20 protein-coding genes are annotated in these 24270 nt (G+C 37.7%); 5 read left to right on the top strand and 15 right to left on the bottom strand.

Features of this window, described 5'->3' with window-relative positions; genetic code table 11:
* Window position 1: 1 nt before the first annotated feature.
* The 9 genes from BAMA_RS11080 to BAMA_RS11040 all read right to left on the bottom strand — a co-directional run bounded on the left by BAMA_RS11080 (window position 2) and on the right by BAMA_RS11040 (window position 10796).
* Window positions 2-1453 (bottom strand): NAD-dependent succinate-semialdehyde dehydrogenase, encoded by a 1452-nt coding sequence (locus BAMA_RS11080; RefSeq protein WP_034639022.1) that lies wholly within the window; start codon window positions 1451-1453, stop codon window positions 2-4.
* A complete protein-coding gene (locus tag BAMA_RS11075) occupies window positions 1446-2849 on the bottom strand; it encodes an APC family permease (RefSeq protein WP_034639021.1) in 1404 nt (467 codons plus the stop codon). Before BAMA_RS11075 ends, BAMA_RS11080 begins: the two co-directional genes overlap by 8 nt.
* The gene (locus BAMA_RS11070; protein ID WP_034639020.1) at window positions 2846-4210 is read right to left on the bottom strand and encodes a sigma-54 interaction domain-containing protein; all 1365 of its coding nucleotides are present in this window, start codon (window positions 4208-4210) and stop codon (window positions 2846-2848) included. The genes BAMA_RS11075 and BAMA_RS11070 overlap by 4 nt, the downstream gene beginning before the upstream one ends.
* A gap of 100 nt (window positions 4211-4310) precedes the next feature.
* Window positions 4311-5672 (bottom strand): 4-aminobutyrate--2-oxoglutarate transaminase, encoded by a 1362-nt coding sequence (gene gabT / locus BAMA_RS11065; protein ID WP_034639019.1) that lies wholly within the window; start codon window positions 5670-5672, stop codon window positions 4311-4313.
* Between the two features lie 206 nt (window positions 5673-5878).
* The gene (locus BAMA_RS11060; RefSeq protein ID WP_034639018.1) at window positions 5879-6781 is read right to left on the bottom strand and encodes a diacylglycerol kinase; all 903 of its coding nucleotides are present in this window, start codon (window positions 6779-6781) and stop codon (window positions 5879-5881) included.
* A gap of 378 nt (window positions 6782-7159) precedes the next feature.
* Window positions 7160-8590, bottom strand: a complete 1431-nt coding sequence (gene gatB / locus BAMA_RS11055; RefSeq protein WP_034639017.1) for an Asp-tRNA(Asn)/Glu-tRNA(Gln) amidotransferase subunit GatB — start codon at window positions 8588-8590, stop codon at window positions 7160-7162.
* A gap of 14 nt (window positions 8591-8604) precedes the next feature.
* Entirely contained in the window at window positions 8605-10062 is a 1458-nt protein-coding gene (gene gatA, locus BAMA_RS11050; RefSeq protein WP_034639016.1) for an Asp-tRNA(Asn)/Glu-tRNA(Gln) amidotransferase subunit GatA, read from the bottom strand.
* A 15-nt stretch (window positions 10063-10077) separates the two neighbouring features.
* Window positions 10078-10368 (bottom strand): Asp-tRNA(Asn)/Glu-tRNA(Gln) amidotransferase subunit GatC, encoded by a 291-nt coding sequence (gatC, locus tag BAMA_RS11045; RefSeq protein ID WP_034639015.1) that lies wholly within the window; start codon window positions 10366-10368, stop codon window positions 10078-10080.
* Between the two features lie 176 nt (window positions 10369-10544).
* Window positions 10545-10796: a YiaA/YiaB family inner membrane protein gene (locus BAMA_RS11040; RefSeq protein WP_034639014.1), complete on the bottom strand. Its 252-nt coding sequence runs from the start codon at window positions 10794-10796 to the stop codon at window positions 10545-10547.
* 213 nt (window positions 10797-11009) lie between these two features.
* Between BAMA_RS11040 and BAMA_RS11035 the strand changes: the two genes are divergently transcribed.
* The 3 genes from BAMA_RS11035 to BAMA_RS11025 all read left to right on the top strand — a co-directional run bounded on the left by BAMA_RS11035 (window position 11010) and on the right by BAMA_RS11025 (window position 12939).
* Window positions 11010-11492, top strand: coding sequence for a MarR family winged helix-turn-helix transcriptional regulator (locus BAMA_RS11035; protein ID WP_034639013.1), 483 nt, complete (start codon window positions 11010-11012; stop codon window positions 11490-11492).
* Window positions 11493-11567: 75 nt separating this feature from the next.
* Window positions 11568-12749: an ArsA family ATPase gene (locus BAMA_RS11030; protein WP_235184447.1), complete on the top strand. Its 1182-nt coding sequence runs from the start codon at window positions 11568-11570 to the stop codon at window positions 12747-12749.
* Window positions 12742-12939 (top strand): hypothetical protein, encoded by a 198-nt coding sequence (locus BAMA_RS11025; protein WP_034639009.1) that lies wholly within the window; start codon window positions 12742-12744, stop codon window positions 12937-12939. Before BAMA_RS11030 ends, BAMA_RS11025 begins: the two co-directional genes overlap by 8 nt.
* Window positions 12940-13258: 319 nt before the next feature.
* Here BAMA_RS11025 and pruA read toward each other — a convergent pair whose 3' ends face one another.
* From pruA to pcrB, 6 genes are all read right to left on the bottom strand, one after another.
* A complete protein-coding gene (gene pruA / locus BAMA_RS11020; RefSeq protein WP_034639007.1) occupies window positions 13259-14806 on the bottom strand; it encodes an L-glutamate gamma-semialdehyde dehydrogenase in 1548 nt (515 codons plus the stop codon).
* Window positions 14807-15125: 319 nt separating this feature from the next.
* The gene (locus BAMA_RS11015; RefSeq protein WP_051758924.1) at window positions 15126-16151 is read right to left on the bottom strand and encodes a CamS family sex pheromone protein; all 1026 of its coding nucleotides are present in this window, start codon (window positions 16149-16151) and stop codon (window positions 15126-15128) included.
* A gap of 37 nt (window positions 16152-16188) precedes the next feature.
* Window positions 16189-17370, bottom strand: coding sequence for a CamS family sex pheromone protein (locus tag BAMA_RS11010; protein ID WP_034639005.1), 1182 nt, complete (start codon window positions 17368-17370; stop codon window positions 16189-16191).
* A 16-nt stretch (window positions 17371-17386) separates the two neighbouring features.
* Window positions 17387-19396 (bottom strand): NAD-dependent DNA ligase LigA, encoded by a 2010-nt coding sequence (gene ligA / locus BAMA_RS11005; RefSeq protein WP_034639003.1) that lies wholly within the window; start codon window positions 19394-19396, stop codon window positions 17387-17389.
* 15 nt (window positions 19397-19411) lie between these two features.
* Entirely contained in the window at window positions 19412-21646 is a 2235-nt protein-coding gene (gene pcrA, locus BAMA_RS11000; RefSeq protein WP_034639001.1) for a DNA helicase PcrA, read from the bottom strand.
* A gap of 12 nt (window positions 21647-21658) precedes the next feature.
* Window positions 21659-22324 carry a heptaprenylglyceryl phosphate synthase gene (gene pcrB / locus BAMA_RS10995; protein ID WP_034638999.1) on the bottom strand — a complete coding sequence of 222 codons (666 nt, stop codon included), beginning with the start codon at window positions 22322-22324 and terminating at the stop codon, window positions 21659-21661.
* Window positions 22325-22526: 202 nt separating this feature from the next.
* Between pcrB and BAMA_RS10990 the strand changes: the two genes are divergently transcribed.
* The gene (locus BAMA_RS10990) at window positions 22527-22916 is read left to right on the top strand and encodes a YgaP family membrane protein (protein WP_034638998.1); all 390 of its coding nucleotides are present in this window, start codon (window positions 22527-22529) and stop codon (window positions 22914-22916) included.
* 494 nt (window positions 22917-23410) lie between these two features.
* Entirely contained in the window at window positions 23411-24256 is an 846-nt protein-coding gene (locus BAMA_RS10985; RefSeq protein ID WP_034638996.1) for an SPFH domain-containing protein, read from the top strand.
* The last annotated feature ends 14 nt before the right edge of the window (window positions 24257-24270 follow it).

Below are 24270 nucleotides of genomic sequence, written 5' to 3'. Positions count from 1 at the left end.
CTTATAACCCTAAAGAAACATATTTAATTTCTAAATATTCATCAATTCCAAAATGACCACCTTCTCGGCCAATACCACTCTCTTTATAACCACCAAATGGCGCTTGTGCAACAGATGGTAAACCATCATTTAAACCGATAATTCCATACTCTAAAGCTTCACTAATGTAAAACGCTTGGCTCACATTTTCTGTGAATACATAAGCCGCTAAACCATACGGTGTATTATTTGCTCTCTCAATTACTTCGTCTACCGATTTAAACTTCGCAACTGGTGCAACCGGTCCAAATGTTTCTTCATACATACATAACATCTCGTCATGTGCCTCACCAATAATTGTTGGCTTCATAAAATGGCCATTTAGATCTACATCTGCTGCTCCGCCATATAAAACTTCTCCACCCTTTTGAACCGCATCTTCGATATGTTCTTTTACTTTTTTCACAGCAAACTCATCAATTAACGGTCCAACAGTCGTGCCTTCTGCAAAGCCATCTCCAACCTTTAATTCGCTTACAGCTACTTTAAACTTCTCTACAAATGTATCATATACATCCTCTTGTACAAAAACGCGGTTTGTACAAATACATGTTTGTCCTGCATTACGGAATTTTGAACCAATTACCGCTGTTACAGCTTTATTTAAATCTGCATCGTTCATTACGATGAATGGTGCATGTCCCCCTAATTCTAAAGAGATTTTTTTCATTGTTTTTGCAGCACCGCACATTAATTCTTTCCCAATCTCTGTTGATCCTGTAAAGGACACCTTTCTAACACGTCCATCTTCCATCCACGTATCAGCAATTGCTTTTGCACTACCTGTTACAACGTTTAATACACCTTTTGGAATTCCTGCTTCATGCGCTAATTCAGCTAGTTTCAATGCCGTTAATGGTGTTTGACTTGCAGGCTTTACAACCGCTGTACAACCTGCTGCAAGCGCTGGAGCAACCTTTCGCGTAATCATCGCTGCTGGGAAGTTCCATGGCGTAATTGCTGCGATAACACCAACGGGTTGTCTCATGACAAAAATACGTTTATCCGGATGCGAAGCTGGAATCATTTCACCGTAAATCCTTTTTCCCTCTTCCGCATACCATTCTACAAAACTATTTGCATAGTTCACTTCACCAAGCGCTTCAGTAAATGGCTTTCCTTGTTCTTTCGTCATGATCGCTGCAATCTCTTCTTTATTTTCATCGATAAGAGTGAACCATTTTTTTAGCTTTTGCGCACGATCGGCTGCTGTTAGCTTCGACCAACTTTTAAAAGCCATATGTGCTGCATCAACTGCTTGCTTTGCTTCCGTTACCCCGCCTTTTGGAACAGTCGCAAAAATCTCTTTCGTTGCCGGGTTGTTCACTTTAATTTGTGCCTCTAATTGAACCCACTCTCCATTTATATACATCGCTTTTTCTTCTAAATTCATATACGTCGCTTTTTTATCCAATGTTTTCATCCTCCTCTATATGTTCATCTCGTTTTCTTTCATATTTTCCTAGCAACATCCTTATAAAGAAGTAAGCACCAAATGCTGTCCATCCTAATATCATTACCCACTCATACGGCCAAATAAGTGCAGCTGGCATTCCAGGCATATAAAGTAGGACAAAACCGATACTTAATATAACTGCAATCCAGCCAAACACTTTCCCATTTTTCACTTTAAATGGCCTATCTAAGTTCGGTTCTTTATTACGTAAAATTAGAAACGAAACACTAACCAGTAAATACGAAATGACAATTCCAAGTCCACCGGCATTTACAATCCAAACGAGCGCTGGCCTTCCAAGTAAAGGAGCAAAAAACGAAAGCATTCCTAAAAATATAATTGCGTTTGAAGGTGTTTTATATTTTGGATGTACCTTCGCAAACCAAGCTGGAATCATTTCGTTTTTGGCCATCGCATACAGTACACGGCTTCCTCCAATGATAAAAGCATTCCAGCTCGTAATAATTCCTGCTAGTCCGCCAAAGATTAAAATGTTCGCAAATATTTTTGAACCAAAGACAGCAGCCATCGCATCAGCTGTCGCTAATTTCGTAGTTAAAAGTGCATTTTGATCCAATGCCATCGATACACCTAACGCAATGAGCAGATAAAAAATAACTGCGCAAACGACGGAAAAGATTAATAATTTTCCAATTTCTTTAAATGGAAGATTTACTTCTTCTGCTACTTGCGGAATCACATCAAATCCAACAAATAGAAATGGCACCATAATAAGTACAACCATCACACCACCGGCACCATCTATAAATAATGGCTCTAAATTTTTCGTATCTCCATTTACGCCTGCACCAAAGACAAGCATAATACCTGTTGCGACAATAAAGATTGTAAATATGCTTTGAAAGATTGCCGCAGTTTTCACACCGAGGTAGTTAATAATCGTAATTAAAACCGCTCCTGCCATTCCAATCATCGCCCACGTCAAGTATACATCCCAGCCACCGATTGTCCATAAATATATGCTTTGATAGTTTGGCAATATATAATCAACAACCGTAGGAAGTGCAACAGCTTCAAAGGTGACCACTGATACGTAACCTAAAACCATCGCCCACGACGCTACAAATGCTGCTTTCTTTCCAAATGCCTTTCTCACATAAAACAAGCCACCACCGGTTTCCGGCATAGCTGAGGCAAGTTCTGCATACGTTAAGCCCACGAAAATAACAAGCAATCCTCCGATCAGAAAGGCAATAACAGCTCCCATCGAACCAGCAGACGTAATCCAGTCGCCTGAAAGCACGACCCATCCCCATCCGAGCATCGCACCTACTGCTAAAAAGAGAACATCAAAACGAGATAATACTTTCTTCAGTTCCTTTTTCTCTTTCAAGTAGAAAATCCCTCCTCCACAAACTTTTTAATTTTTCTAGTCGCTGCAGACTGGCTTATTTTCAAAGACTCTGCTACTTTATAACTGGATCCATATGTTTTGTATGCTTTTAGGACAATATTTCGTTCCACTTCTTCCAATGTTTGATAGAGGCCTTTATCAGATTGCTCAATCACCGAGCTTTGCATCGCTAACGGTAAATCTTCTATCACGACAATATCTTCTGAAGTAATCACAATGCGCTCTACTACATTTTCTATTTCTCGATTATTCCCTTCCCAAGAATACTCTACAAATTTTTGTAAAACAGTAGGAGACACTTTTACACTGCGTCCATATTTCTCATTAAAATGCTGTAAATAATGATGAACTAAAGGTAAAATATCTTCTATTCTTTCACGAAGTGGTGGAATAGAGATTGGAATAACATTTAAACGATAGTATAGATCTTTTCGAAAAATACCTTGCCTTACCATCTCAGCTAAATCTCGATTTGTAGCTGCTACGAGGCGAATATCCACCTTCTTAAGCTCTCTACCACCTACTGAGCGAAATGTTTTTTCTTGCAGCACTTGTAGTAACTTCGCTTGAATTTCTAATGGCATTTCTCCTATTTCATCTAAAAACAATGTACCTTTATGAGCTAACTCTAAAATCCCTTTTTTCCCTTCACGATTTGCACCAGTAAATGAACCACCTGTATAACCAAATAACTCAGATTCAATTAAGTTTGTTGGCAAGGCTGCACAATTAATCTCATAAAACACTTCATTTTTCCGATGACTAATCTCATGCAAATGACGAACTAATCTACTTTTCCCTACACCAGTTTCTCCTAAAATAAGAACTGTGCTATCTACTTCTGATACTTTTTTGATTGTTCTGATTATTTTTTGCATGGCTGCACTTTTAAAAATAAGCCCTTCATGCTCATACGTTTCTCTTAACTCTCGTTTATACGTTTTTAACTGATGCTCCATCTCTTCTACCTTTTGTCTTAACTGATAGAGCTCCGTTAAATCACGTGAATAACTAATAACCCTTCGCAAGTTTCCTTGTTCATCAAATACAGGACGTGTACGAACGTGTAAATACTCTCCCGATTTTGTTATTTGAACAAGTTCAATAGGTTGCTTTTTTTCAATCACTTCTAATGTTGCTGACGGATAAAAAATACCTTCTTTTTGCAACTCTCTTACATGCTTTCCAATTAATTCACTTGCACGTAATTGATAATGCCGCTCACATGTACTATTTACACGAACGACAACCCCTTGTTCATCCGTAACAAAAATCTCATCAAATGCATATTCAAATACATCTTGTAAATCCATAAACGCCCTTTCCTTTTCAGTAACCATCCTATCTACGCTCCGTTTCACCTTACTCACTATATATCTTATTATAAAACGAATTAGAAAAGTTGAGATAGAATGGTCACATTTTTTTCACTCCATTACGTTATACACGAGCGGCATTTACTTTCTCATAGCAAACTTTTAAAGATTCCTCTAAAATATCCAATCCTTCTTCTAATTGCTCATCCGTAATCACAAGTGGCATTAGCACACGTACAACATTTCCATATGTTCCTGCCGATAAAAGAAGTAGACCTCTTTTATTTGCTTCCGTACATATATCAGCTGTTAATGCTTTATCTGGCTCTTTCGTTTCTGTATCTTTCACAAGTTCAAATGCACACATTGCACCTAATCCTCGCACATCACCAATGCAGTTATATTTTTTCTTCATTTCCTCAAAACGTTCCATAACAACTTTCCCTAAAGCAGCCGCTCGCTCATTTAAATTTTCTTTCTCAATGATATTTAACACCGCTAATGCCGCTGCACACCCTAACGGACTGCCAGCATACGTTCCACCTAATTCCCCTGGTGCAGATTCATTCATAATTTCTTTACGTCCAATTACTCCACTAATTGGTACACCAGCAGCTAACGATTTCGAAACAGTAATTAAATCTGGGACAACATCATAATGATCAATTGCGAAATACTTTCCAGTACGGCTAAATCCTGTTTGAATTTCATCTGCTACAAATAAAATGCCGTGTTCAGAGCAAAGCTCGCGCACTGCCTGCACGAATTTTTCACTTGGGACGATGAAGCCACCTTCTCCTTGTACTGGTTCCATGACAACAGCCGCAATACTCTCTGGCGCTACTTCTGAAATGAAAAAGTTCTTAAATTCTTCAATCATGAAATCATCATACTGCTCTTCTGTTAAGCCATTCGGACGGCGATACTCATATGGAAACGGTGCTTTATATACTTCTGGAGCAAATGGTCCAAATCCAAATTTATATGGCTTTACTTTACTTGTCATCGTCATGGTCATAAGCGTACGACCGTGAAATCCTTTGGAGAACGCGATAATTCCTGGACGCTTCGTATATTTACGAGCGATTTTCACTGCATTCTCAACCGCTTCTGCACCACTATTTAAAAATAGAACTTGCTTCTCAAAATTTCCAGGTGCTAACGCTGCAAGTTTTTCTGCTAATTCAATATATGGCTCATACATCATGACATTAAAGCCAGTGTGAATATATTGATCTACCTGTTTATGAAGTGCTTCCTTTACTTCTGGATGACAATGTCCAACGTTAATTGTTCCAATTGCTCCAGCGAAATCAATAAATTGATTTCCATCTACATCTGTTACAAGAGCACCGTTTGCAGATTGAACAAACGTTTGAATCCCATTACTTACCCCTCTTGGAATGATATTTTGACGTCTCTCCACTAAATCCGCAGCTTTTGGTCCTGGAAATTGTTCGCTCACTTTTGCAAATTTTTCATTCATTCTTTCCCCCACCTTTTTCCTTTTTCTTTTTCATATTGCAAAATGTATGCCAACTTATCAAAACGCTAAAAACCTTCATATTTCTTCTGTTTCCCCTACACAAAAGCTACTTTTATAAACAAAAATAAGTCTATGTAGACTTACATCGAGTCTTCATAGACTTATCACTCTTCCAAATTAGACTTAATTAGCAAAAAAGGATGCCTTTATCGGGCACCCTCTTCATCCTTTGGAACGAATAACTCTAAACAATGACGAATATTTTCAAACTCCATCGGCGCATCTCCGCCGTATTCACCATCAAGATTAATCATAAGTTTGTCTGGTGTATGAACTTTAATGCGGCTTGCTTGTGTATATAAAACTTTCGGGTTATTAATATGTTCACCACGCTGCGCTTGTGTTGCTGCTTTAATTAAATCAGCAATCGATCCTTTTTTCAGCACTAATAAGTCAAACAGACCATCATTAATAGAAGCATACGGTGCTACCTTTTCAAAACCACCGACAGAGCATGTATTAGTAATTAAGAACAGTGTAATCTCTTCTTGTAACAACTTCCCATCATACTCAATTTCAACATATGTTGGGTGAAGAGATGGCAACATTTCAATTCCTTTTAAATAATATGCAAGCTGTCCAAGAACCGTTTTCAATTTACTTGGCACTTCATACGTTAATTCTGTGATGCGTCCACCACCAGCGATGTTAATAAAATATGTATCATTTGCTCTTCCAAGATCTAGTGGTACCTTCTTACCCTCACAAATGATATCAACAGCTTCTTCAATATCACGCGGTACACCAATCGCTCTTGCAAAATCATTTGTCGTTCCAACAGGAATAATTCCAAAACTTGGGCGGTGCTCTTGTTCAACAAGTCCATTTACAACTTCATTTAACGTGCCATCTCCACCTGCTGCAATGACAACATCAAACTTACGCTGAGCAGCTTCTGTTGCTGCTACCGTTGCATCTCCAGGTCCTGTCGTCGCATGACAAGATGTCTCGTATCCCGCTTGCTCTAATTTTTGCAATACTTCTGGTAAATGCTTTTTAAAAAGCTCCCGGCCGGAAGTTGGATTATAAATAATTCTCGCTCGTTTCATATTTTAAATAGCATAGGAAAAACTTTGTTATATAGAAGGAATAGGTGCCAACTCTACATCTTCAGCACTCCTATGCCTACCTCCTCTCATTCTCCATATACTTTCGTACATTTCATCAAGCAGTATATATTCTCCATTGTTAACATCAAATTCTATTTTATTCTACCACAATGCTAGTTAACATTATCTTAAAATGAACATATTGAAAGCTCTTCTTTTAACATCATCATATCATGTGTGCAATACTAGCATTGTATGGGTAATTGTCAGTTAATCAAACGTTTGTTTAAAAGAAATATTTATTTTTAAACAAACGTTTGATTAACCCAGAAAAACACCCAGATTCGGGTGTTTTTCTGCTTAATCACTGCTGTCAAATTAACGCTTGTTAATCTCTTCAAGTAAAATTTTATTTACAAGTGGTGGATTTGCTTGTCCTTTTGTCGCCTTCATAATTTGACCAACTAAGAAGCCAATTGCACGGTCTTTACCGTTTTTGAAGTCTTCAATAGATTGTTCGTTATTATCAAGAATGTCTGTTACAACTTTACGAAGTGTACCTTCGTCCGAAATTTGAACAAGACCTTTCGCTTTCACGATTTCCTCTGGGTCTCCACCTTTTTCAATTAATTCGCTAAATACTTTCTTCGCAATTTTAGACGAAATTGTACCCTTTTCAATTAATTGAATCATTTTAGATAAGCCAGCTGGCGTTAATGCTACATCTTGTAACTCTTTTTGTTGTTTGTTTAAGTACGCTAATACTTCACCCATTAACCAGTTAGATGTAAGTTTCGCATCTGCACCGTCTGTAACTGTAGCCTCAAAGAAATCAGACATTTCTTTCGTTAATGTTAATACATGTGCATCATATGCAGGTAAGCCAAGATCTTCTACATAACGCGCTTTACGAGCGTCTGGAAGCTCAGGAATCGAAGCACGAACTTCTTCTTTCCATGCGTCATCAATGTAAAGCTCTACTAAATCTGGCTCTGGGAAGTAACGGTAATCATCAGAACCTTCTTTTACACGCATTAAGATCGTTTTCTTCGTAGCTTCATCATAACGACGTGTTTCTTGCTGGATGATACCGCCAGATAATAATTCTTTCTCTTGACGAACTTGTTCAAACTCAAGACCTTTTTGTACATAAGTAAATGAGTTTAAGTTTTTCAGTTCAGCTTTTGTACCGAACTTCTCTTGTCCAACTGGGCGAAGAGAAATGTTCGCATCACAGCGAAGAGACCCTTCTTCCATCTTACAATCAGATACACCTGTATACTGAATGATAGACTTTAATTTCTCTAAGTATGCATATGCTTCTTCTGGTGTGCGCATATCTGGCTCAGATACGATTTCAATTAGAGGCATACCTTGACGGTTGTAATCTACTAATGAATAACCTTCACCTGTATGTGTAGATTTACCAGCATCTTCTTCTAAGTGAAGACGTGTAATACCGATGCGTTTCGTCTTGCCATCCACTTCAATTTCAATCCAACCGTTTTCACCAATCGGCTTGTCGTACTGAGAAATTTGGTACGCTTTTGGGTTATCTGGATAGAAATAGTTTTTACGGTCAAACTTTGTTTCTGTTGCGATTTCACAGTTTAATGCCATCGCAGCTTTCATCGCAAAGTTAACAGCTTCTTTATTTAAAGTTGGAAGTACGCCAGGATATCCTAAGTCAATTACACTTGTTTGTGTGTTTGGATCCGCTCCAAATTCTGTTGGACTCGCAGAGAAAATTTTGGAGTTTGTCTTTAACTCAACGTGAACCTCTAAACCGATAATTGTTTCAAAATTCATCTATGCTCGCCTCCTTACAAACTAGCCTTTTTTGTATGATAATCTGTTGCTTGCTCAAATGCATGTGCAACGCGGTAAATTGTCGCTTCATCGAAGTGTTTACCGATAATTTGTAATCCTAGTGGCATGTTGTTTGCACCAAATCCACATGGGATAGAAATTGCTGGAACACCCGCTAAGTTCACTGGAATTGTTAAAATGTCGTTTGCATACATCGTCATTGGATCATCAGTTTTCTCGCCCACTTTGAATGATGTTGTTGGCGTTGTTGGTCCAATAATTACGTCATAGTTTGCAAATACATTTTCAAAGTCGTTTTTAATTAATGTACGAACTTGTTGTGCTTTTTTATAATATGCATCGTAGTAACCGGAGCTAAGTGCAAACGTACCAAGCATAATACGACGTTTTACTTCATCACCGAAACCTTCGCTACGTGTATTCTTGTAAAGGTCCATTAAGTTATTTACGTTATCAGAACGAACGCCGTAACGTACGCCATCAAAGCGTGAAAGGTTTGCAGACGCTTCAGAAGAAGATAGTAAATAGTATGTTGCTAGTGCGTATTTAGAGTGTGGAAGCGATACTTCTTCCCAAGTTGCGCCCATACCTTCTAATACTTTCAGTGCAGCTAATACAGACTCACGTGCTTCTTCGCCAACACCTTCACCTAAGTATTCTTTTGGTACAGCGATGCGTAAACCTTTTACGTCACCTGTTAAACCAGCTAAGTAGTTACCTACTTCTACATTTGCAGACGTTGTATCCATACGATCAATACCTGCAATTGCTTGTAATAAGTATGCATTATCTTCTACTGTACGTGTAATCGGTCCAATTTGGTCAAGAGAAGATGCAAATGCAACTAAACCGTAGCGAGACACACGACCATATGTTGGCTTTAATCCAACAACACCGCAATATGCTGCAGGTTGGCGGATTGAACCACCCGTATCAGAACCTAGAGAGAATAATACTTCCCCAGCCGCTACTGCTGCTGCAGAACCACCACTAGATCCACCTGGTACATAGTCTAAGTTCCATGGATTTTTCGTCGCATAGAAACCAGAGTTCTCGTTAGAAGATCCCATCGCGAACTCGTCCATGTTTAATTTACCGATTGTAACTGTGTCAGCAGCGTTTAACTTTTGCACAACTGTCGCATCGTAAATTGGATCAAAGTTTGCTAAGATTTTACTCGCACACGTTGTACGAAGACCGTTTGTTACGATGTTATCTTTTACACCGATTGGCATACCAAATAGTAAACCGTTATCTTCAGCACCAATTTTTGCATCTAATTCTTTCGCTTTCGCACGTGCATTTTCTTCATCTAATGTAAGAAAAGCTTTTACGTTATCTTCAACATCCGCAATACGTTTGTATGATTCTTCTACTAAATCCGTAACGGAAATTTCTTTGCTGTTTAATTTTTTATGTAACTCTGATACTGAATGATCAAATAATGACATCGAAATTCCCCTCCTCTATTCTAATACTGCTGGAACACGGATTTGTTTATCTTTGTGATCCGGTGCATTTTTTAATACTTCTTCAACTGGTAAACCTTTTTCAGGTACATCTTCACGCATAATATTCTTCATTTGTAATACGTGTGTTGTTGGTTTTACATCTGTTGTATCTAATTCATTTAACTGCTCAGCAAATGTAACAATTGCATCGAGTTGTTTTTGAAATTTTTCTGCTTCTTGATCTGTAATTGCAAGGCGTGCTAAATGCGCAACATGCTTTACATTTTCAACGGAAATTCTTGACACGGCTAGGCCACCTCCATAATATATCGTACAATCTACAATACTATTGATGATACCAAATTTTCAGTGCTTCAAGCAAGTAAACACAGCATACTTCCCTCATTTTTGGGTAAAAAAAGAAAGGCTATCGCCTCTCTTATTAATTTGCCATATTATTTTCCAGTAAACAAAGCTTGTTCTTATTTCTCAATTGTTTCTTTTTTAGAAGCTGGCTCATTATGAATATTGTTTGCATTATCTTCTTCGTTATCACGAATCGTTTTTTGCAATACAAAACAAGACATCGTTAAAAATAATGTTCCTATTAAATAATACCCTTTTACACTAAGTGGCTCCTCTAACGTATAAATCCCAATTAACATCCCTGAAAGTGCACAAACGAAAGATGTCCATGCTAAAAATGTGAACGCTTGTGTATTTCTCCTTCTCACTGCTTCTTCCCCCTTCTATACTTTATAGCCAGTTAATAATTCTTATTATAGAAATTTATGTAAAATAACTGTTCTTCCCGTATTACTTTAGCACATATAAAATGGTTTTTGTGGATAAAATTAGATTTTTCAGAAATAACTTGACATTTATAGGATTTGATGAATACAATGAAAATATATTACGAACTTCGAAATATACGGGAGTGGAAATAGTTGCTGCAATATGAACATTTTTTAGATTTACTGCTTGATAACGCGAAAAAACTTTTCTATCCAGAAGAATGGGTAAGTCTTGATTTATCGCTTTCTAAAACAGAAGTATTTTGCTTATTATGGATGGAGCGAAACACGGACATTACGATGAGTAAAATAACAGAGCTTCTCGATATCCCGATGAGTACAACAACAGGTGTCGTAAATCGCCTTGTCAAAAAAGGGTATATCGAGCGTTATCGTAGTGACAATGATCGCCGCATTGTTCTTATTCGTTTGACCGATTCTGGAGTAAAGCTTGTAGAAGAAGTTAAACAAAATGCAGCCCATTACTTTAACCTTGTAACAGAAGCATTATCTGAAGAAGAAAAAACATTTTTGTTACAAATCTTCCAAAAGGTAATGAACCATATCGCTACGTCACAACAAAAGCCAGAAGAAAAACGTACTTCATCAAGCATAAAAAATATTCCGATTGAATAAGACCCTAGAAGGGTTTTTATTCAAGAAAATATTTCGACACTCGTAATATTTGACTAACGAAGTAAAGGAGATAGGATAATGAGGATTATTTTATATACCGGTAAAGGCGGCGTTGGTAAAACGAGCATTTCAGCAGCAACAGCACTTCAAAGTGCAAAACAAGGCTTAAAAACATTAATAATGAGTACAGACCCTGCTCATAGCTTAGGAGATTCTTTTAATATTAAACTATCATCTGAACCGCAGGAACTATGCGGAAATTTATGGGCACAAGAAATCAATACAATTTATGAAATGGAAAAAGGATGGGGAAAACTCCAAAAATATATTACGCTTTTATTTACTTCTAAAGCAGCTGATGACATTACGACAGAAGAGCTAACAATGTTTCCTGGTATGGAAGATTTAATTAGTTTATTACGTGTATTAGATTACTATAAACAAAAAACATATGATGTCATCATTATTGACTGCGCTCCAACTGGTGAAACATTAGCAATGCTTAGCTTCCCTGACATGTTAGGGTGGTGGATGGAGAAGCTATTTCCAATTAAACGAAAAATGTTAAAAGTAATGCGTCCTGTTGCACAACCACTACTTGGCATCCCCTTGCCAACCGATGATGTGATGGGGGAATTAACAAATACACTAGAACAGCTTAGTGAAATGAGAGATCTGTTATCAAATCGTGAAATAACAAGTGTTCGAGTTGTTGTGAATCCAGAAAAGATGGTTATTAAAGAGGCACAGCGTAGTTTCACTTATTTAAACCTATATGATTATAACGTAGATGCGATTATGATTAACCGCGTCATTCCTGATACCGTTACAGATTCATACTTCCAAGCATGGAAAGATTCGCAAAAAAAGTATAAAGAGCTGATACACAATAGTTTTCACCCACTTCCGATTTATGAAGCACCAATGTTTGAACAAGAAGTTGTTGGGTTGCCTATGTTAAAGCGCGTCGGGGATGCATTATTTAAAGATGATTCTAATCCAACCGATGTGAAATTTAACGGACGGACTCATTACGTAACAAAAGATGGTAATGAATATATCTTTACTCTTTCTATTCCATTTTCCGATAAAAGCGAACTCTCTTTAAATCAAAAAGGTGATGAACTACTTATTCGTGCCGGCTCGATTAAACGAAATATTACTTTACCAAAAACATTAACGTATTTATCAATTCAAAGTGCTAAATTTGAAGATAATGTGTTAAATATTCGCTTTGGAGGTGGAGAGCATGCATGAAGAATTAATACGAAAGATTATTCAGACGAAAATTGAAATTGGGATGCATGTGATAAAAGAATTTCCATCCTCTATGCAACATCCTATCAAAACAGCAATGCATATTTTGCAGGAAGAACTTTCATATTCATTAGAAAAAGAAAACAAAAAATCAAAACAAAAACAACTACAATCTATTAACATTGATTAATATAAAGTGAAACTTTACTCAGTAGGGGTTTTCTTCATCCCCTACTGAGTGTTAGCCCGACCAATCGGGCTTTTACATTCAAAAAGCGAAGACGACTGTTCAAGCACGACAAGCACAAGCTAAGCCTTGGCGTGGCGAAGTTTGCCACAGAAAGGATTAGCTTGTGGCTCGAATGCTTAGGAGTCGTAGCTAGATTCTGGCTGTTAATCTTCCACCTAAACTTCTTTGCTTCTCTCAAGTTTTGAGGTGGGAGTCCTACAGCCAGTTAATGCGGGATAAAAAAGACCTTCTCACTAACGAGAAGGTCTTTCTATATATCTTATAAAGTTTCAGATGTTGTTTTCGCTTGCATGTGAAGTGCTAAGTAGTCAGGACCACCAGCTTTAGAGTCTGTACCAGACATGTTAAAGCCACCGAATGGTTGGTATCCTACGATTGCACCTGTACATCCACGGTTGAAGTATAAGTTACCAACGTGGAAGTCTTCACGTGCTTTTTCGATATGATCACGGTTGTTAGAAATAACTGCACCTGTTAAACCGTACTCTGTGTTGTTTGCAATTTCAAGTGCATGATCAAAGTCTTTCGCTTTGCAGAATGCTACAACTGGTCCGAAGATTTCTTCTTTCATTAGACGAGCATCTTCTGCAACATCAGCGATGATTGTTGGTTGAATGAACCAACCTTTAGAGTCATCACCTTCGCCACCAGCTACAAGACGGCCTTCTTCTTTACCGATAGCTACATAGCTCATTACTTTATCAAATGCTGCTTGGTCATTTACAGGACCCATGTTTGTACCTTGTACAGCCGGGTTCGCAACTGTTAACTCTTTTGTTAACTCGATTGCACGGTTTAATACGTGATCGTATACATCTTCATGGATTACTGCACGAGAACATGCAGAACATTTTTGGCCTGAGAATCCAAATGCAGATGCAACGATAGATTTTGCAGCTAATTCAAGATCTGCTTCTTTATCAACAACGATTGTATCTTTACCGCCCATTTCAGCGATAACACGTTTTAACCAAATTTGACCTGGGTTTACTTTTGCTGCACGCTCATAAATACGAATACCTACATCACGTGATCCAGTGAAGCTAATGAAACGTGTACGAGGGTGATCTACTAAGTAGTCACCAACTTCAGAACCATTACCTGGAACGAAGTTTACTACACCAGCTGGTAAACCTGCTTCTTCTAATACTTCCATAAATTTCGCTGCTACTACAGGTGTTGTACTAGCTGGTTTTAGTAATACTGTGTTACCAGAAACTAATGCAGCTGTTGTCATACCTGCCATAATCGCAAATGGGAAGTTCCAAGGAGAAATGATAACACCTACTCCTAATGGAATGTAAGAGAAACGATTATATTCAATTGGACGGCTTTCTACTGGAATACCGTCTTTCATTTTTAACATTTGACGACCATAGTACTCCAGGAAGTCGATTGCTTCTGCTGTATCTGCATCAGCCTCGTTCCATGGCTTACCAGCTTCTTTTACAAGAATTGCAGAGAACTCATGCTTTCTGCGACGTACGATTGCAGCTGCGCGGAATAAAATATCTGCACGCATTTCTGGTTTCGTTTTTCTCCAAGTTTTGAATGTTTCATCTGCAACTTGCATTGCTTTTTCTGCTAATTCACGGCTTGCTTTAGAAACACGGCCAACCAATTCTTCTTTATTCGCAGGGTTTACAGAAACAATTTTGTCTTCTGTAGTGATTTTTTCTCCCCCAATAATTAATGGATAGTCTTGTCCAAGATAAGATTCTACCTTCTTTAAACCTTCTTCAAAAGCTAATCTGTTCGCCTCTACCGTAAAATCTGTAAATGGCTCATGTTTGTATGCTACTACCATTCTATTTAGCCTCCCCTTTAGAAAAACGTTTACATTTTACAATGTTATTCTACACGATAATTTAGATTTGTTCAAATATTCATAGACTTATATTTTAAAAATTAATTAATTTTTAAAATATATTATTCTCAAAAAGCTTTTTATATCAACATTTCAAAGACTTACTACTATTATTAAAAATTTTTATTTTATTTTTATAACTTCACTAGTAATCTTAATTTAACTACAAAAATATTATTACTTTTCTTTTCTCATCCTTTTTAAATTTCTAAATATTCTTACAATAATACCCCTAAAAAAAGCCGGCTCTCACCGACTTTTAATCTAGAAAATGAACAAATGGTTTTTCTGCATTTTTTTCTTTCATAATAACAGCCTCTTGCTTTTGTTCCGAATTCACATTAACTTGTACACTAATTTCCTTTGGGAATATCTCTAACACGTGTTGCGTTACAACTTGAGATAACGCAATAACTTCAGACTTCCCATAAAATTGTACCCTTACATTCAAATTAATATGATCTAACTGACCGTTTTCATAAAAAACCTCACCATTTACTGGAATGTAATCTTTATTAAACTTCTTTACTTCCTCCGTAAATTTTTGAAGCATTTCTACATCTTTACTATAGGCTGCATCTCCTTCGAACTCTGGAGATGGATAGTTAAACGATTGTTTACTTGTCGTACCCCATTCTCCTATCGTCTGCTGCCCCTCTTCTATCATCATACTTCCGATGAACGAACCTGTCTGTAAAGAAGTTTGTGTTTCTTGCTTGAAAAGGGCAAATACAACTGGAACACTTGCCGTTTCTTCCTTTTCACGAAGGACCTTTAATATTTGACTTGCCACTTCTTTCCCGTCGTTCATTGCATCTTCATGAGAATAGTTAGCCGTTATACTTAAACCAATTACAACACCACCAAGTGTTAAATTATCTGACCTTTCTTCTCTTTTAAAATAATCATGCTCAATAACATTGGAAATCACACCTTGCTGTAACAATAGGTCCTCTATTTTCTTTTGCGGGAGATATTCACTCCTTTGAAGAAAATGGTCTTTCGTATTAAACGTGTCCTTTGCAATATCCATTAAACCCATTTCAAAGGCATTAAGGTCTAGCTTAGAGCCTGTGGCCTCATTAATTTCACCAATAATCTTTTGCTCTTTTAACGGAATAATCGTTCGGTAATACTCATCTGAAATTGCATATTTAGAAATAATTTTCTTTTCTTTTTCGTCATGCTCTTGAACAACTTCTTCTTGTTTTTTACCGAAATTCCCACTACATCCACTTAAGATGATGCTTAAACATATAAAAAATGAGGTTACTTTCTTCAACATTATTAACCACCTTTAAAAATAAGGAACAGCTTTCGTTTTAATTTAAAATTTTCATCAATGGTTCATCTTGTTTCACATCACGAATAATAATCGCTTCTGGACGATTGATGGATTTAATCGTTACTTGTACTTTCACATAGTTAGGGAAATAGTGCATCACATTCCCACCTACAAATTGTGTGAAAGCAATAATATCAGACTTCCCACTAAATTTCACAGGAATCTCCAGCTTCATTTCTTTCAACTGTCCATCTTGATAAAAGCCTTTACCAATTACTGCAGTGTAATCATCTTTAAAATAATCCGCTAATTTTGCATTAAAGTTTTTTACAATTGTTGCATCCTCACGGTATGCTTCGTCTGCTTCTGCTGAAGGGAATAAATAATATTCTTCGTCTATGTGCTTCCAATCTTCTACTTGGCCATCACCTTTATCTACTTGTGTATAAGCTAAAAACGAGCCTGGTACAAGTGAACCTTTTCCTTCTTGACGATAAATCGCAAACACAATTGGAACATCACGTAATTGCGGATCTTTCTCTTGTAAAATCGGTAAGATTTTTTGTGCCATTTCCTTACCTTGTTTTAACAATACTTCATCAGAAATTTGCACTTCACGCGGATAACCATGCTGCTCTTCATAATAATGAACAGAATTCATGGCAAGTCCAATTACAACGCCGCCAAGCTCCTTTTCATTATTGTCCTTTGCTACGTAATAATTGTGTTCTAAAATATTTGCTAAATATAGTGGCGCTTTTGCATTGCGCTTCTCTAGCGTTTCTGGAGGACCCTCTGGTAAAGGTGGATTCAGTCCAATATTTGGCGGCTTAGTTTTATCTTTTTTCTTGTCGCCTTTCTCTTCAGATACCTCTTCTTCAACACGTTTTCTTTTTACAAGCATGTTAATTGTATCTTTGTCTAAAAATGAACCACTTTGAAAATAATAATCCTCTGTGCTAAAAGATTCAGTTGCAATACGCATAAGCCCCGTCTCAAACTCATCAATATCTAAGCGAGTATTTAATCTATTAACTAATCCACGTGCTGCTCCGGCCTCAAACGAGGTTCCCGTTTTATAATGGTTCTCTGAAATCGAGTACGTTGAAAGTACTGTTTGTCCATTTGATTTCTTGTTATCCTTTTCTTCGTCGCTGCCTATACTACATCCACTAATAAACAGCCCAAGGCTTAACACAATTAGTGCTATTTTTTTCATCGTAAATTTGCACCTCTTACTTGTTCAGTTCTTGTAAGAATCTCTCTTCGTTCCAAACTTCAACATTATGTTTCTCTGCTTGTGCTAATTTAGATCCAGCTGCCTCACCGGCAATTACTAAATCTGTACTTTTACTCACGCTACCCGTTACTTTCCCGCCAAGCGCTTCAATCTTCTTCTTCGCTTCACTTCGTCCCATCACTTCTAGCTTTCCAGTAAGGACTATTGTTTTACCAGCAAAGTACGATTCTACGTTTTCAAAATCTGCACGTTTCATGCCTTTATATATCATGTTCACACCGTATTCTTTAAACTGTGTGATTAAATGCTGCACATCTTCATTATTAAAATATGCCACAATTGACTGTGCCATTTTTTCACCAATTTCATTAATAGCCGTCAATTCTGCTTCTGTTGCTTCCTTAATATTATCCATCGTTTCAAAGTGCTCTGCTAACGTACGTGCAGCCTTTGCACCAACGTGACGAATACCAAGTCCAAACAATAATTTTTCAAGCGAATTTTCTTTTGATGCTTCAATCGCCTGCACTAAGTTAGAAGCTGACTTTTCACCAAATCGCTCTAACTGTAACAATTGCTCCTTCGTAAGCGTATATAAATCAGCAAATGTACGGATGTAATCCGCTTCAAATAATTGTGTAATGACACGCTCGCCTAATCCATCAATATTCATCGCATTACGTGATACGAAATGAACGAGTCCTTCGCGAATTTGTGCGGAACACACTGGATTGATACAGCGAAGAGCTACCTCTCCTTCTAGACGAACAAGTTCACTGTCACATGCCGGACAATGCGTTGGCATACGGAACTCTTCTTCTTCACCTGTACGCTTCTCAAATAATACATTTACGACTTCTGGAATAATATCGCCAGCTTTTTTCACAACAACGTGATCACCAATGCGAATATCTTTTTCACGAATTAAGTCTTCGTTATGTAACGAAGCTCGGCGAACAATCGTCCCTGCAACGCGCACTGGCTCAAGTTCTGCTGTTGGTGTTACAACACCTGTCCGTCCAACACTTAGCTCAATCCCAGTTAGCTTTGTCACAACTTCCTCAGCTGGGAATTTATAAGCAATTGCCCAGCGCGGACTTTTTGCTGTCGTTCCTAAATTCGCTTGCAATGACATATCATCAACTTTAATTACAATGCCATCAATTTCATAATCTAGGCTTGGACGTTTTTCTTGCCATTCTTGTACATATGAAATAACGTCGTCAATTGTTTCACAAACGCGTCGATGAGGATTCGTTTTAAAGCCAAATTCACCTAGCATATTTAATGATTCGCTATGAGAAGAAACCGTCTTGTCCTCTAAGTTTGTAAGCCCATATACGAACATGGATAAATTACGCGAGGCTGCAATTTTCGGATCAAGTTGGCGAAGTGATCCAGCAGCCGCATTACGCGGGTTTGCAAATAGTATTTCTCCCTTTTGTTCCTTCTCTTCGTTTAACTTCACGAAAGAGCGCTTCGGCATATATGCTTCACCACGTGCTTCTAACGTCACTTCTTCTGTTAAACGAAGTGGGATTGCTTTGATCGTTTTTAAGTTTTGCGTAATATCCTCTCCAATTACGCCATCTCCACGCGTTGCCCCTTGAACGAAGCGTCCCTTTTCATAATGAAGGGAAACCGCAAGTCCGTCAATTTTTAATTCGCATACATATCTTACATTCGTCTCATCAATTCCTTGACGTACTCTTCTGTCGAAATCGCGTAAATCACCTTCATTAAATGCATTTCCTAAGCTTAACATCGCTGATTTATGCGTTACTTTCTCAAAAATATCAAGGACCTCTCCTCCTACACGAATGGAAGGAGAGTCTTCTGACATAAACTGTGGATGTTCCACCTCTAGCTTTATTAACTCCTGCATATAACGATCATACTCAGCATCAGATACAGATGGATTATCTAACACGTGGTACTCATAATTTAATTTATTTAAAATGTCACGAAGCTCGTCGATGCGCTTTTTCGCTTCTTCTACTGACATAGTCTCATTCCTTTCTTACACTTTCGTTACTGGCGCAAATTTTGCCAATAAGCGTTTAATACCAACCGGGCTAGGGAATGCGATATCTAATTCTTTTGCATCGCCTTCACCCTTCACACTAACAACCGTTCCAACTCCCCATTTTTGATGGGATGCTTTATCTCCAACTGCCCAACCGATTTGTTCACCGCCTGTTGTCTTCATTGTAGGCTGTACAACAGAAGAACGAGAACGCGTCGTCACAGTTGTCCTTGCTGCTGTGCGATTTGTTCTACTAAATGTTTCACGCTTTGGTGCCGTTTCATGAAGAATCTCTACTAAATCTGCTGGAATCTCAGCAATAAAGCGAGACTCTGCATTCATACTCGTTCTACCAAAGATCGTACGCATTTGCGCATTTGTTAAGTACAACTCTTCTTCAGCTCGCGTAACCCCAACGTAGGCTAAACGACGTTCTTCCTCCATCTCATCTTCTTCCATAAGTGAACGAGTATGTGGGAAGATTCCTTCTTCAAGCCCTGCAATAAATACGACTGGGAACTCCAATCCTTTTGCTGAATGCATCGTCATTAAAATGACTTCTTCACCAGCAGTTGGATCTTCATCCACGCGGTCAATGTCTGCTACTAACGCTAAATCTGTTAAAAATGCAACAAGGCTCTTATCTTCACTTTGCGATTCAAACGTTTGTGTAACAGATAAAAACTCGTCTAAGTTTTCTAAACGTCCTTCGGCTTCTAAAGAACGCTCGTTTTTCAGCATATCGCGGTAACCTGTTTTTTCAATTACCTCTTCTACGAGTTCCGTTACCGATAAGTACTCTTGCATATTAACCCAGTTGTGAAGTTGATCAGCAAATTCTTTTACTGTTTTTGCAATTTTAGCACTCACACCAACATGTTCAATTTCATCTAACACAGCCGTTAATGGTAATCCATTTTGCACACCGTAGTTAATGATTTTATCAATGGATGTCGCCCCGACGCCGCGCTTTGGTACGTTAATAATACGTGCGAAACTAATTTCATCATCTGGATTTGCAATTAAACGCAAGTACGCCAAAATATCTTTAATCTCTTTACGGTCGTAGAACTTAATGCCGCCAACAATTTTGTATGGAATGTTAGATTTCAAGAAAATCTCCTCGACCATACGTGATTGTGCATTCGTTCTATATAACACAGCAAAGTCCGTATAATTACGAGCACCGCTTGCAACATCATCACGAATCTTCTTGGCAATGAAATACGCTTCATCCTTCTCGGTTGCCGCGCGGTAATATGAAATTTTATTTCCAGCCATATTATCCGTCCATAGCTTCTTTGGTCTACGATTATGATTATTTTCAATAACTGCATTTGCTGCCTGTAAAATATTTTTTGTTGAGCGATAATTTTGCTCGAGCAAAATTACTTGTGCATTGTCATAATCTTTTTCAAATGACAGAATGTTGGTAATATCCGCCCCACGCCAACGATAAATGGACTGATCCGAATCACCAACAACGCAAAGGTTTTTAAAACGTGCTGCTAATTTATTAACTAAAATGTATTGTGCTTTGTTCGTATCCTGATACTCATCGACATGAATGTATTGAAATTTTCTTTGGTAAAACTCAAGCACTTCTGGCACACGTTCAAATAGATGAATTGTCGTCATAATTAAGTCATCAAAGTCAAGCGAGTTATTCTTCAATAGACGTTTCTGATATTCCGTATAGACATCACTAATCATCTTTTCATATGGATCTGCAATTGAAATTTCCTTCGTGTATTTTTCAGGAGATAATAGTTCGTTTTTCGCGTTACTAATGCCAGCTAAAATGGCGCGAGGGTCAAATTTCTTCGGATCAATATTGCGCTCTTTTAAAATCTTTTTCACAACTGTTAATTGATCACTCGCATCTAAAATTGTAAAGTTACGATTAATGCCAATGCGATCAATGTCACGCCTTAAAATACGGACACACATTGAATGGAATGTTGAAATCCAAATATCTTCTGCTTCTGGCCCAACAAGCTTATCAATACGCTCACGCATTTCACGTGCAGCTTTATTTGTAAACGTAATCGCTAAAATGTTCCATGGATTTACGCCCTTTTCACCTAACAGATACGCAATGCGGTGTGTTAACACACGAGTCTTACCACTCCCTGCACCTGCCATCAGTAAAAGTGGACCATCCGTTGCCTTTACCGCCGCTTGTTGCTGTGGGTTTAAACCTGTTAACAATTTCTCTGCAATATTCATGATTTTCGCCACCTACGCTCCTTTCACAGCTTTCACTGTTTGTAAAGCTGCCTTTATATCGTTATACACTAAATCACTCACAACAACTGTGTCAGCATATTCAGCGATTGCCTGTGCTTGCTGTTTATTTATAACGGTGCAATGTAGCATCGCTTGTTGTAATTCTTCTTTTACCTTCTTAATAAGTTCTGCGTTTTCAGATGCTCCCTCTAAAGAGAAAATTGGAAACTGCATGAGCCTGTCCGCCATACGAGCATACGCAATGATATCACCTTCCAATAAGTTACAGCTTTCCTCTACACTTGAATCTGGAGTTAATACACAGCTGCCTTGCATGAAAATTTCATCCCAGTTCATAATATCCCCAAACTCTTTCATTACATCGTATTGTAATCCTGTAATATACTCTGCTTTGTTACTATTTAAAACGCTTGGGATATAGTAAAAATCAAACCCTGGTGTCATCGTCTCAGCCGTCGAAACTTCTAACACACAAGGGACCATATATCTACGAATGCTTACTAGCATATGTAATACATCATCAATTGCAACATCAGCACTTCCACCAACAATAACGGCGTCCGTTCCTGATTCACAAATCATTTCTAAATGCTCATCGCTTAATTCCTTCGTTGGATCAAGCTTGAATACATGTTTCCACTGTGAAATATCGTACATGAAAACACCCTTTCTTTTATCTGATCGTTTTTTTGCATTCTTTCATTATAACAAAAAACAGTGTGCGAACCCACATTACAAACGACATCTTTTTTATCGACAAATGTTGGATTGTATACGTTAAAAATAGGAGTGAAACAATAAGGTTTGAAATAGAACATTCTATTTTCAAGTTAATAAAAAAAAGGAGTGCGTTCTTTTGATGAAACAAAACATCGGTACTGTAAATGCCCTTATCCGAATTACAATCGGGTTTGTTTTATTTGGCTGCTCCACCGCTAAACTTGTCCGCAAACCATGGTGTACTTGGTCACAAATTATGCTATGGATTGGTGCAATGAAAATCGCAGAAGGAATCATCCGCTTCTGCCCAATTGTAGAAGTATTTAAAATTAGTAAATACATGAATTTTATGAATATGTCTGATATGAAAATGCCTAGCATGGATTTCATGAAAGAAGGACATTCTAATACAGACGAAGCGAAACAAACTTCCAAACACGACGAGGCGACCACGAAAGGAAGTTATGACGCTTCTGATAAAGCTATCGAGTCAGAGATTGAAAAAGCTCTCATGACAGACGTGCTTTGAATCATTTGTCACAATGTAAGATGCTCTCAAAAGAGACTTAGCTACTGCAGTGGGTAGTTAAGTCTTCTTTTATTTTACCACAATACAGAACTTATGTTCTTGTTTTAAAAAAGAAAAAACTTTTTCTTTTTCGGTTCGAAGAGAGCATCACGCCTTGTGCAGTAACGGTCAGGGCATTTTTTCGCCACATGCTACGTTTAAAACAAAAAGGAAAAAATGAGTCTATCTGATCCTGATTTAATTATAAAAAATTAAAGACCTACTATAACACCGTAAAAACAACTTGTCCTCTACCCATTTAAGTTCGAAAAGACCATCAAGCCAATTTAACAGCCACGCCTTTTTCGCCACATACTGCGTTTTAAAACAAAAAATAGAAAATGAGTGTGGATTTCTTTTTATCTACAGAGAAAAAATGTATGAAGATGGTTATTTACCTATTGTCTTTTTTGATATAAAAGTGATATCATATTTATATCAAAGGAGGAGATAAGATGAAAGAAAAACAAGTATTTTATATGAATGGCTTTCTTGGTTTACTTGGTGTTTTAGCACTAGCAGGAATTGGCGCATTCTTTCTTATACAAAAGTTATTTGTAGTTGCTATTCCTTTATTTATTCTCACTTTGGTGATGGCAACTGGCATTGGCATTGTTCAGCCGAACCAAGCAAAAGTTGTTACATTTTTCGGTAAATATTTAGGGACAATCCGTGAAAACGGGTTATATTTAACAGTTCCTTTAACATTCCGTCAAACAGTATCCCTTCGCGTAGAAAACTTTAATAGTAAAAAGTTAAAAGTAAACGATGTAGAAGGTAATCCAATTGAAATTGCAGCTGTTATTGTATATAAAGTTGTGGATTCCGCAAAAGCAATCTTCGGTGTTGAAAACTATGATCGATTTGTTGAAATTCAAAGCGAAACGGCAATTCGCCACGTCGCAACGAAATACCCATATGACAATTTCCAAGATGATACTTGCATTACACTGCGTGGAAATGCTGAAGAAATCTCTGAAGAATTAAAACGCGAGTTAGAAGTTCGCTTAGAAATCGCTGGAGTGGAAGTACTTGAAACACGCTTAACACACTTAGCTTACGCAACAGAAATCGCACATGCAATGCTACAGCGCCAACAAGCAAAAGCTATTTTAGCAGCGCGAAAGGAAATTGTAGAAGGCGCTGTCCAAATGGCAAAAGCATCTGTGCAACAACTAGATGAAGACGGTATACTGGATTTAGATGACGAGCGTAAAGCAAATATGGTCAATAACTTATTAGTTGCTATTGTGTCAGACAAAGGCGCTCAGCCAGTCATCAATACGGGAAGTCTATATTAAAGGTTGTCGGTAAT

It is taken from the genome of Bacillus manliponensis (assembly GCF_000712595.1).
Classification (GTDB): domain Bacteria; phylum Bacillota; class Bacilli; order Bacillales; family Bacillaceae_G; genus Bacillus_A; species Bacillus_A manliponensis.
This window is presented reverse-complemented; position numbering and strand designations above follow the sequence as displayed.